This window comes from Spiroplasma sp. ald, from assembly GCF_044714355.1.
Lineage (GTDB): Bacteria > Bacillota_I > Bacilli_A > Mycoplasmatales > Mycoplasmataceae > Spiroplasma > Spiroplasma phoeniceum.
Genome location: NZ_RXFY01000024.1, coordinates 1 through 12314, shown reverse-complemented (window position 1 = coordinate 12314; position 12314 = coordinate 1). Strand labels below are relative to the sequence as shown.

General features: G+C 29.5%; 9 protein-coding genes and 1 pseudogene. 8 read left to right on the top strand and 2 right to left on the bottom strand.

Going from position 1 to position 12314, the window contains the following annotated elements; all coding sequences use genetic code 4:
* Nucleotides 1–230 (bottom strand): transposase family protein (locus EHU54_RS02230; protein WP_400248714.1); only part of this gene is annotated, 230 nt, incomplete at its 3' end.
* A gap of 166 nt (nucleotides 231–396) precedes the next feature.
* On the opposite strand from EHU54_RS02230, the pseudogene EHU54_RS02225 reads away from it, so the two are divergent.
* Nucleotides 397–1670 (top strand): annotated as a pseudogene (locus EHU54_RS02225) (glucose-6-phosphate isomerase).
* 36 nt (nucleotides 1671–1706) lie between these two features.
* Here the strand turns inward: EHU54_RS02225 and coaD are convergent.
* Nucleotides 1707–2129: a pantetheine-phosphate adenylyltransferase gene (gene coaD / locus EHU54_RS02220; RefSeq protein ID WP_400248712.1), complete on the bottom strand. Its 423-nt coding sequence runs from the start codon at nucleotides 2127–2129 to the stop codon at nucleotides 1707–1709.
* A gap of 245 nt (nucleotides 2130–2374) precedes the next feature.
* On the opposite strand from coaD, the gene EHU54_RS02215 reads away from it, so the two are divergent.
* The 7 genes from EHU54_RS02215 to EHU54_RS02185 all read left to right on the top strand — a co-directional run bounded on the left by EHU54_RS02215 (nucleotide 2375) and on the right by EHU54_RS02185 (nucleotide 12019).
* A complete protein-coding gene (locus tag EHU54_RS02215) occupies nucleotides 2375–4042 on the top strand; it encodes a ribonuclease J (protein WP_400248710.1) in 1668 nt (555 codons plus the stop codon).
* 102 nt (nucleotides 4043–4144) lie between these two features.
* Nucleotides 4145–7147 carry a DNA translocase FtsK gene (locus EHU54_RS02210; protein ID WP_400248709.1) on the top strand — a complete coding sequence of 1001 codons (3003 nt, stop codon included), beginning with the start codon at nucleotides 4145–4147 and terminating at the stop codon, nucleotides 7145–7147.
* Between the two features lie 159 nt (nucleotides 7148–7306).
* Nucleotides 7307–8173 carry an energy-coupling factor transporter ATPase gene (locus EHU54_RS02205; protein ID WP_400248708.1) on the top strand — a complete coding sequence of 289 codons (867 nt, stop codon included), beginning with the start codon at nucleotides 7307–7309 and terminating at the stop codon, nucleotides 8171–8173.
* The gene (locus EHU54_RS02200) at nucleotides 8161–9078 is read left to right on the top strand and encodes an energy-coupling factor transporter ATPase (protein ID WP_400248707.1); all 918 of its coding nucleotides are present in this window, start codon (nucleotides 8161–8163) and stop codon (nucleotides 9076–9078) included. The genes EHU54_RS02205 and EHU54_RS02200 overlap by 13 nt, the downstream gene beginning before the upstream one ends.
* A 5-nt stretch (nucleotides 9079–9083) precedes the next feature.
* Nucleotides 9084–10055: an energy-coupling factor transporter transmembrane component T family protein gene (locus EHU54_RS02195; RefSeq protein WP_400248706.1), complete on the top strand. Its 972-nt coding sequence runs from the start codon at nucleotides 9084–9086 to the stop codon at nucleotides 10053–10055.
* On the top strand, nucleotides 10055–10795 hold the full coding sequence (gene truA, locus EHU54_RS02190; protein ID WP_400248705.1) for a tRNA pseudouridine(38-40) synthase TruA: 741 nt from the start codon (nucleotides 10055–10057) through the stop codon (nucleotides 10793–10795). Before EHU54_RS02195 ends, truA begins: the two co-directional genes overlap by 1 nt.
* Nucleotides 10796–10921: 126 nt before the next feature.
* Nucleotides 10922–12019 (top strand): hypothetical protein, encoded by a 1098-nt coding sequence (locus EHU54_RS02185; protein ID WP_400248704.1) that lies wholly within the window; start codon nucleotides 10922–10924, stop codon nucleotides 12017–12019.
* Nucleotides 12020–12314: the final 295 nt, after the last annotated feature.

Below are 12314 nucleotides of genomic sequence, written 5' to 3'. Positions count from 1 at the left end.
ATATCAAAACTTTTACCAAGATGAAAAAAAGTACGATATTCTCGTCAATACGATAAAGTCATAAATAATCGATTTTTTAGTGATAATTTGTTAGCTTTGTCATCTTTTTTAAATTTTTCTATTTCAGCAACCTTTAAAATATCTAACATTTTATTAAAAGTGGCTTGTTTTATTCCTGTTAATCGGAATAATTCTTTATCATTAATAAAATCAAATTTATCAAATTTCATAATTTTAGATTCCTATAATTTCTATTTTAAATATATTTTATAGGAATTTTAAAATAACTAGGTTATGCAAGAAGTCTANTGAAAAAATTAATTCACTAACAAGTAAATAAATTAAAATTTTTACAAATGTAAGGTTTTTTAGATAGAAAGCAGGCATATTATTAAAATGATTAAAGTAGATTTTACTAATGCATTAGCCGAATCTGTTTTTAACAAATATTTAGGGCGAGTTAAAGATATTAACCAAATGATTCATAATAAAACAGGATTAGGAAATGATTTCCTTGGTTGAGTTGAGTGACCAAATAATTATGATCAAGCAGAGCTTGCAAAAATAAAACAAACAGCAAAGAAATTAGCTAGTGAAATTGACGTTTTATTGGTAATTGGAATTGATGGAAGTTATCTTGGTGCGCGAGCAGCAATTGAAATGATTAATGGGTTATATAGTCAACAAAAAGTAGAAATCATTTATATTGGGAATACAATGTCTTCAACTTATACAGCACAAGTTTTGAAATATATTCAAGACAAAAAATTTGGAATTTGTGTTGTGTCTAAATCAGGGACAACAACTGAGCCAGCAATTGCATTTCGTCTTTGTAAAGAGCTTTTAGAAAAAAAGAAGGAAGCCTAAAAGCAACCAACTTAATTGTTGCTATTACAGATAAAGAGAAAGGTGCTCTAAAAATATTAGCTGATAAAGCAGGTTATCAAACCTTTGTTATTCCGGATGACATTGGGGGAAGATATTCAGTGTTAACCCCAGTTGGTATTTTTGCAATGTTAGTAAGTGGTATTAATGTTGATAATGTATTTAAAGGAGCACAACAAGCTTATCAAGATACTTTAATTGATGATTTCACTAATCATGCCTATAAATATGCTGTTGGACGTTATATTTTAAATCAAGAGGAAAAATATAAAGCAGAAATGCTTGTAACTTATGAGTTACAAATGCAGATGATTACCGAATGATGGAAACAATTATTTGGGGAATCAGAAGGAAAAAATTCAAAGGGTTTACTACCATTATCGTGTGTTTTTTCGACAGATTTACATTCTTTTGGTTAATTCATTCAAGAAGGGACAAAAAATATTTTATTTGAAACAGTTATCGCAATTAAAGAACCACAAATTGATCTTAACCTGCCAAAATCAGCAGTAGATACAGATGGTTTAAATTATCTCGCTGGAAGAACATTGCATGAAGTAAATACCATTGCTGTTGAAGGCGTTGTTGCTGCTCATACAAAAGTTGGGCATGTTCCAAATATTGTTTTAGAATTTGCAACAATGGATGATAAAATGTTTGGTTATTTAGCATATTGATTTATGAAAGCTTGTGCAATATCAGCTTACTTGTTAGAGATAAATCCATTTGATCAACCAGGAGTTGAGATTTATAAACAAAATATGTTTAATTTATTAGGAAAATAAAAGACAAAATAAAAAATATTGAAACTCAATATTTTTTTATTTTTTTAATTGCTTAATTTGGTTTAAAAAAGTTGAAGAAATTTCATTCAAACCATAATCGGCAATAAAAAAAATTGTTTCAAGATCTTTATTTAATTGTTTATTAGCAAAAGCTAATTCCATTTCATATTTTAAATCGTTATTATTTCGTAGGCCTCGAATAATATATTTAGCCCCTAATTGTTTAACAAAATCACTAGTTAACATTTGGTCATTAATAACAATTTCAATATTTAAATTAAGGTTTTGACAAGCTATGGCAACTTGTTTAGCACGCGTTTTAATGTTCGTTTGATTTGATTTTTCTAAATTATTCGTAATTACAACATATAATTTTGAAAAGAGAGTACTTGCTTTTTTAATAATATTAAGATGACCATCATGAATTGGGTCAAAACTACATGGAAAAATTGCTTTCAAGATTATTTTCACATCCTTTTAAATATTATTATTTTAACTCAAAAAATGTGTTATGATAATAGAAATATGATATTTTTCCGATTATTTGGATATTTTTTTAATAGTAATGTATAATAATTAAGATTACATTTATTTAGAGAGATTACATTTGTATTAAGGGGAAAAATGTATAAATACATTTAAAAAATAAAATGTAAATAAGTATTAATTAATGAACAGCGAATAGAAAGTAGACGATTTTAATTATGGCAAAAATTAATTTTTTCGCTCTTGGTGGATTAGATGAGCGAGGTAAAAATTTATACTGCATTGAGGTAGAACAAGATATTTTTATTTTTGATGCGGGAACAAAAAATCCGGAACGTGGAATTTTAGGAATTGATGTAGTAATTCCTAATTTTGATTATCTAAAAGAAAACCGTACTCGAATTAAAAGTGTTTTTATTACAAAACCTTCGGATGAATGTTCTGAAGCACTTACTTATATTTTAAAAGAATTGGCACTCCCAGTTTATGGAAGTTATTTAACTTGTAATATTTTAAAATTCCATTTACAACGTTTTAAAGTTCGTGGGAAAGAAGAATGTTTTCATGTTATCAATGCAAAAGATATTCTTGATTTTGGTTTATGCAAGGTTGAAGTATTTTCAACAACAACAAATATGCCAAATAGTTTTGGTTTTGCATTGCATACACCTGATGGCACAATTATTTATACTGGAGATTATATTTTTGATGCTAAAGCAGACCCTAATTTTGCAACAGATTTACAACATTTAAATCAAATTATTGCTAAAAATAAGGTATTATTATTTTTATCAGAAGCCTCATCAGCTTCACGCCGTGATTATACAGCACCAAACCATAAGATTAAAAATTATATTGAACGAGCTGTTAAAGAAACAGAAGATCGTATTATTTTAGTTTGTTTTGATCAAGATTTACATAAAATTAGTGAGTTATTTGATTTAGTTCGTGAAAATAATATTTCAGTTGGAATTTATGGTCAAACTTTATTAGAGTCATTAAAAGTGTTATCGGATAGTAAAAAACTAAATTTCAATGGAATTAATTTAAAAGGATTACAAGAAGCAGTTAAAGAAGAAAAATCATTAATTATTGTAACTGGTAGTGGAGAACGTTTATATAGTCGTTTGATTAAAATTGCTTCTGGTAATGATGATATTCTAGATATTAAAGAAAGTGATACAATTATTTTAGCAACACCGCCAAACCCAGGAAGTGAATTAAATCATGCCAATGTTTTAGATGAATTAGCACGAACTGTCGCAAAAACAATTGCTTTATCGGATAAAAAAGTTTGAACAATGACAGCAAGTTATGAAGATATTAAATTAATGAGTTCAATTATTAATCCAAAATATTTTGTGCCAGTGAAAGGTTTATATAAAGATTTTGTGCAAGCAAAAATGGCAGCAATTGAAGCTGGGATTAATCCAGAACATATTTTTATTGTTGATAATGGCAAAGGTCTTGAATTTATTGATGGTGAATATACGAAAAAAAGCAATAAGGTAAAAACCGCTGATTTATATGTTGATGGGATTGGCGTTGGTGACATTGGAGCAGTTGTTTTAAATGAACGAAAGCAATTAGCTACTGATGGAGTTGTTATTATAGGAGTTTCAATTGATAGTAAAACAAAGGAATTGGTTTCTTTAATTGACACGCAAATGCGAGGAGTAATTTATATTCAAGAAAATAATGATATTTTCCGTAAAATGCAAAAAGTTATTATTGAAATTATTGAGAAACATTATAAAAAAGCTGTTGTTGGTGAAATGTATGATGTCAATGAAGTAAAAAATGAAATTAGATCGACAATTAGTTCATTTGTTAAAACAGAAACAGGAAAAACACCAATTATTTTAGCAATTGTGAATGAAATTTAATTTTATGATATATTTATAGTAGATAAATATTTGAAGTTTTTAAAATGTATGGTCATATTTAAAGTAATTTTTAAATATTTATAATTTTAGGAGGGCTGCACTATGGAAAAGAAATCTTATGATGATCAGTTATTAAATGATCAGAATGAGAAAACTGCAATCTTAAAAGTCGAAAAAAAGCAGCGTCGTAATGATTCCATCGGGTGAGTAATTGGGGCATTATTAGTGACGTTTTTTACTATTCTTGCCATAGGGCGAATTACTTTAATTGGGCAATTTATTGATGATGTTTTATTTACATTTGCATTTGGCTGGTTTAAGTATTTAATGTATTTTGTATGCTTAGTGCTAGGTTTGACAATTTTTATTGGAGTACGGATTCGATTAAAATCACGGGTAATTTGAATGGTGGTAACCTTTATCATTTTGTCCTGCTGATTGGTAAGTAGCATTTTGTTAATTTATCAATATGCTAACGAGCAAATGGCGTATTTTGATAAAACTGTTTTTTTAGATGTTGTTAAGAATTATTTGCAACGGTGACAAGATGCATCAATTTTTAATCCTAATCCAAACCATCCGATAACATTTGTTGGTTTTAATGGTGCTTGAATTACTTTATATGCTGGAGGGGGTATGATTGGCAATTTTTTAGCTGGGATTGCTAGTTATACTACCATTTTTGGTTCATTAATTTTGTGTTTATCAGTTTTTTTATTATGAGGAAGTTGAGTCGCAACCGGAACAGCAATTGGGGTGTTTTTACCAAAAAATGAACTTCAGCAACAAGGTGTACGTGTATTACGTTTATCAGCAAATCGACGTCAAAAGCAAAATATTTACCAAAATTTTAATATTCCTGATGAGGAATTATTTTCAGTTCGGCAAGTTATGCATACAACAGAAGCATCAGATATTACAATTCAAATGCCATCATATACAGCCTTACATGACCAACATTTAATTGATGATTTAATTGCGGATGATTTTGTTGGTAAGAAAAAAATGAAACAAAATTATGTTTGTTTTGATAATCAAACTAGTTCTACACCAGAATTACGAAAAGAACCTTTCAATGCAAAAGAACCTTTTAATGATTATCATTCAGGGCCTTCACAGTCACCACATTCTTCGCAATTACCGCACCGTTCACTAATGCAATTAACACCGGATCAATATATTCAACCACGTAATCGCCGTAGTAATAATACGCTTAATAAAAAACTTGATGATTTACCAGTGTATGGTTCTTCTTATGGAAAAGATATTAATATTGATGTTGCACGCGATAAGTTGAATTCAGCAACTGATATCACGCCTTTTGAAAAAATTAATCGAGGTAGTAATTCAACAACTTTAAAGCAAACATCATTTTATGATGAACAATTACCAACAGAAGAATTTAATCCAACGCCATCAGAGCAATTTGAAACAGTTGATATTAATGAAGGAATTTATCATCGACAAAGTAATTCAGAATATCATCATCCATTAGAACCATATCAAGATGAATATTATTCGAATTATGAGCCACCATTAATGGATCAACAACATTTTGACATGCCGTATCAACCACCCCACCGTGTTATGAAACCTAAGTCAATTGAGATTAATAAAAAAAATAGTCAAACTATTTCGCGCCGAAATACTTTTAATAATCCACATTACAAATTACCAAATTTAGGTTTATTAAGTCCAAAGGAAGATAACCGTCGTAATAATGAACGAAATAAACTTGCTGCGCAAAAGAAAGCAGTGAAAATTAATCAAGTTTTTCAACAATTTAATATTGCTGCTAGTGTCCAAGGAATTAATATTGGCCCAACTATTACAGAATTTGAAGTTCAAATGCAACCAGGAGTGAAAGTTAACAAAATTATGCATTTAGAAAATGATCTAAAATATGCTTTAGCGACTCAAAATGTTCGAATTGAAGCCCCAATTCAGGGAAAGTCAGCGGTTGGAATTGAAATTGCTAATGAAATTAGTAATAAAGTAACATTACGTGAAATTATGGAACGGTTACCATTAGAAAAACAAGATCATAAATTATTAGTTGGCATTGGTCGTAGTGTGAACGGAGAAATTATTTTTGTTGAATTAGATAAAATGCCACATTTATTAGTTGCTGGTTCAACAGGTAGTGGAAAATCTGTTTGTATTAACACCATTTTATCATCGCTAATATTACGAACAAAACCATCGGAAGTTAAATTATTATTAATTGACCCAAAACAGGTTGAATTAGTTGTTTATAATAATTTACCCCATTTATTAGCGCCAGTTATTACAGATACTAAATTAGCAAATTCTGCCTTAAAAAAAATAATTGTTGAAATGGAACGTCGTTATAGTATGCTATCAGAACGTGGAGTCCGCAATATCGAATCGTTTAATAAAAAAGTTACAGCAAAAGATCGCTTACCTTATATTGTTGTTATAATTGATGAATTAGCTGACTTAATGATGACAGCTGGAAAAGATATTGAAGATTCAATTATGCGAATTACGCAATTAGCTCGTGCCGCTGGAATTCATATGGTGATTGCAACACAACGACCTTCAACAGATGTTATTACCGGGGTAATTAAAACAAATATTCCATCGCGAATTTCCTTTTCAGTTACTTCAGCAATTGACTCTCGTACAATTTTAGACCAAGGTGGGGCTGAAAAACTAATTGGGTATGGTGATATGTTATATGCGCCTGCCGGGCAAAATATTCCAACCCGTGCGCAAGGGGCATTTATTTCTGATGATGAAATTCAACGATTAGTTGAATTTTGCCGTGCTCAACAAGAACCTGATTATGATGAAGAGTTTTTAAATATTGAAATAAATAGTGAAACAGGAAGTAGCAATGAAAACGATAATATTGATTCATTGTATCAAGAAGTTAAACGTTTTGTGATTTTAAATCAAAAAGCTTCGACATCTTTAATTCAACGAAAATTCTCAATTGGATATAATCGTGCTAGTCGTTTAATTGATGCTTTAGAAGAAAATGGGATTATTGGTCCACAAAATGGAGCAAAACCACGGGATGTCTATGTTCAAAATATTGACTTAGATGATAATCCTTTTAATGATGGCGGTTATTGATAGAGCGCAGATAATTTACAAAAAAGTAATGATTTATTGTGTATTTATAATTTTTATATATAATTAATGGTATAATTGGAAAGATAAAATTTCAATTAATATTTTTAAATATTGAGTATATAATTAAAATATTATGTAAAAAAACATTAAGGATGAGAAGAAATGGCAAAAAAAACAAAAAAAATAAATGCAAAGTTAGAGAAACTAAATGATATTTCATTAAAATTAACTGATGTTGAATTTCGCTATCGGGAAAATCATCCTAATGCTGTTGATGGAGTTAGTTTTGAAATTAACCATGGGGAATATGTTACAATCATTGGACATAATGGTAGTGGAAAATCAACAATTAGTAAAATTATTATTGGTGTTTTACGCCCACAAAAAGGGAAAATTGAAGTTTTTGGTAATGAAGTTCATTCATCAACAATTACAGGAATTCGAAAATTTTTAGGAATTGTGTTCCAAAATCCAGATAATCAATTTATTGGCTCAACAGTTCGTGATGATATTGCATTTGGACTTGAAAATCGCCAAATTCCGCAAAAAGAAATGCAAGCAATTATTGATAAAGCTGCGGCAAAAGTTGGTATGAATAATTTTCTTGACCATGAACCACTAATGTTATCAGGAGGGCAAAAACAACGGGTTGCAATTGCTTCAACACTAGCATTATCACCAGATATTATCATTTTTGATGAAGCCACAAGTATGTTAGATCCAAAAGGACGAAAAGAAATTAAACAAATTATGGTGGATTTAAAAGAATCACGCGAAAAAACAATTATTTCAATTACGCATGATATGGATGAAATTTTAAATGCTGATAAAGTGATTGTTATGAATAAAGGTCAAATGGTTAAATGTGGAAAACCACATGAAGTTTTGTATGATGAAGAGTTTTTGAAATCAATTCATTTAGATGTTCCTTTTGTTTCAAAAGTCGTTGATAGTTTACGCTTAAATGGTTTAAAAGTGAAAAATACACTAGATCTTAGAGAGTTGGTGGATGAGATATGTCAAAAGTAAAAAAACAACCTAAAATTGAAGCATTACAAAATGTTGATATTACATTCACAGATGTGTCTTATGTTTATGCTCCTAAAACACCTTATGAATATACTTCCTTGCAAGATATTAATGTTGTTATTAAACCTGGGAAAATTACTGCTATTATTGGATCAACAGGAAGCGGCAAATCAACCTTAATTCAACATATCAATGGTTTATTAATTCCAACGACGGGAGTGGTTGATGCAAATGGTTTTATTATTAAAGCAAAACAAAAACGCATTAAAAATATTAAACAATTACGAAAATCAATTGGCTTAGTGTTCCAGTTTCCAGAATATCAATTATTTGAAGAAACAATTGAAAAAGATATTATGTTTGGTCCAGTTCACTTGGGCGAAACTAAAGAAGTTGCTCGAGAAAATGCCAAAAAATATCTAGAAATGGTTGGTTTACCATTAAATTATTTAGAGCGTTCACCATTTGATTTATCAGGAGGGCAAAAACGCCGGGTTGCGATTGCGGGAATTTTAGCGATGGAGGGTAATACTCTAATTTTAGATGAACCAACCGCTGGATTAGATCCTGAAGGTGAAGAGGATTTTATTAAATTATTTCAACGGATTAATAAGGAACAAAATAAACGGATTATTTTAGTAACGCATAATATGGACCATGTTTTAGAAATTGCTGATGAAGTTATTGCTTTAAGAGAAGGCCGAGTTTTAAAAGTTGGATCACCATTTGAAATTTTTAAGGATAAAAATTTATTACAAGAATTATTAATTGAACCACCAAAAATTTATCATTTGATTTATCAATTGCAAGAAAAAGGTCTTGATTTAACAAATGTTAATATTCGTAATATTGACCAATTAGCAAAAAAAATTATTGAACATAAAGAACAAAAAAGAAAGGGATAAAAGAGATGCGCTTATCATTTGGACGTTATATTGCTTATAATTCCCCAATTCATCGAATGGATCCACGGGTAAAATTATTTATGTTGTTATCATTAATGATATCAATCTTTTTTTCAACTGGTTTTACCGGTTATGCCATTTTAGGAATAACAATTTTTAGTTTGTTCTTTTTAGCCAAATTACCGCCAAGGTTATTACGAGCATTACTAAAACCAATCTTATTTATGTTTATTATTTTGTTGTTAATTAATTGCTTTTTAGTTACGGATGGTTATATTGGATGACATTGAGGTGGAAAAGCAACAGCAACAGGGCCTGTTGCTGCGGGAGGAAAAAGTTGATTTGCTTTTTCTGAAAAAGCTATTTTTAATGCCCTTTATATGGCATGCCGGATTTATTTAATGATTTTAATTACAACAATTTTAACGGCAACAACGCGCCCATTAGATTTAACTTTAGCGTTAGAAGATTTATTAAGTCCATTAAAACTAGTGCGCTTTCCAGTTCATATTTTATCAACAATTATTTCAATTGCCTTACGAATGATTCCAACTTTAATTGAAGAAGCGGGACGGATTATGAAAGCGCAAGCCTCACGTGGGGTTGATTTTAAAAATGGTCATTTTAAAGATAAAATTAAGTCAACAACAGCGTTAATTATTCCATTATTAGTATCAGTATTTCAAAAAGCTGAAGATTTAGCATATGCAATGGATGCTCGTGGTTATGACCCCCATGCCAAACGAACACGTTATCGTCATTATCGAATTCATTTTCTTGATGTGTTATTATTTATTTTTGGAGTTGGAATTGCTAGCATTATTATTGCTCAATCAGCAACAATGGGGCAATATGAAACTTTTTATCAAGTTTGACATTGAGATAACAATTCTAATGGATGAATATTTGGTAAAATTAAAACAGGATTTTTACAAATTCGGATTCCACATACTGATGAATTTGTTTTAGGATGATAATGTTATATTTATTATTAAGTATTGAATATGATGGTTATGATTATAGTGGCTGAGTTAAACAAAAAAATGCTCGAACAATTCAAGGTGAATTGGAAAAAGCATTTTTTGGTATTTGTCATCAAAAAATTTGAACTTTAGGAGCTAGTAAAACGGATGCTGGTGTGCACGCTTGTGATCAAAAGGTATTAGTAAAACTAACATTCCAACCACGACATTTAGCTTTTTTTATTAAAACCGTTAGTCAAACTTTACCACCAAATATTAATATTAAAGGATATCAGTTTGTAGCTGAAAATTTTAGTGTTCGAACTGCAAAAGTAAAAGAATATGTTTATACAATTAATGATCAAGAGTATGATCTTTTTAACCACCGTTATGAACTTAAAGTTAATGCACCATTAAATGTTAAAAAGTTACATCAAATTAGTCAAATTTTTGTTGGAACACACGATTTTGCTTATTTTGCAGGGGTTAAACCAACCGAGGATATTGCAACAGTACGGACAATTAACAAAATTTGTGTTAAACGAAACAAAGCAAAAAAAATTGAAATTCATTTTAGGGGGAAAAGTTTTATTCGTTATCAAATTCGCATGTTGACACAAACTATTTTAGCTTGTTATGCTGGCAAAGTTAGTTTAACTGAACTACAAGCACAATTAAACTGTCCGCCTAAAGGAGCAACAACAAAATATTGTGCAAAACCATATGGTTTATGTTTGAAAAAAATTAAATATTAAAATAATTTTAATTAGTATGCTTTTCTTTAAAAAATAAATATGATACTATATATTATTTTACTTTTTTATGGTACAATTTATAGTAACAAGAATGGGTAGAAAATAGGGCAAAATGAGGTGCAAAAAATGAATAATGGTTTTTATATTTTACCAAATGAAGAAGGATATTTAGTAAAGTCACATGATACTAATAGTGAAATTGCGCTATTTAGAAGTCGTCGTGATGCAGAAGTGTTTATTAGCACTTTAACATTATCACCAACCCCTGCCTTTTCAAATAATTATTCATCAGGAACTTCAATTCCCCAATATTCATCGCAACCTCAGCAAATTATTACGCCATATCCGACCAATGGTGCTTCACCACAAGTATTTTTTATTCAACAACCATCTCCAGCGCAACAAGTAGCCCCACCGCCATATCCATTTTATCCGATGATGCCACCAACTTCGCAAATGGGAGGAATGTGTCATGGTGTGTATCCAAATTATTATGGGCAACAAAATAATCCTTATGGACCATGAGGTTGTACTTGTGGGCATAATAACTCAGATTATAATGAACATTTTGAAAGAAATCCGCACATTAAAAATAATGAAGGTTTAAAACCAGGTTGAAATAATGCCAGCAATGATTTGGATATAAAAAAAAATAATCAATTAAAAGATGATACAGTTCCTTGAACACAGAAAAATGATGAATATTCAAATAATGGGTATGAAGAACAACTAGTTCAATCGCCGGTTGAAGAATATAATCATCAAACAGTTATTAATCAAGGCCAAAATAATCCGGTTGCAACTGATGAAATATTAGGACAACAATATAATGATGTTCCAGTTACTAATCCAGAGCCTATAATAACTCCAAATGTTTATTCAGAGGAAGTGCAACAACAAGGAAATTATTCCCAACCAACCAACAATCAACCATACTATGAACAAGCTTTTGTTTCTAATCCGGTTTTTCTTAATCAACAATCAGAACAACCAAAACAAGTGGCAAAACCAATTAATGTAGCTAATGATGATGAATTCTTTAATTTTGCTAATGAACAAGAATTTAATAACAATTCCAAAATTTCAAAAAAAGAAACAAAACGTTTAATGAAAGAAGAATTAAAAGCAGCTAAAATGCAAACAAAATTAGAAAAACAGAATCGTAAAAAAGCAAAACGTAAAGGGGCACTTGATATTGAAGAATTAGACCCAATTGTAGAATAGACTTCTTGCATAACCTATTAAAATAATTGTAAATATTTTTAAAAAGATACTAATAGCAAATTATAATTTTAATTAATTATGTCTTTTACTTAAAAAATTAATATTTTCCTACAACGAAAAATGACTTTTTTATTTAAATTATTTAATTTTAAATACATCTTCTATGCTATATATAATAATTGCAAATTATAAATTAGACTTCTTGCATAACCTAGTTATTTTAAAATTCCTATAAAATATATTTAAAATAGAAATTATAGGAATCTAAAATTATGAAATTTGATAAATTTGATTT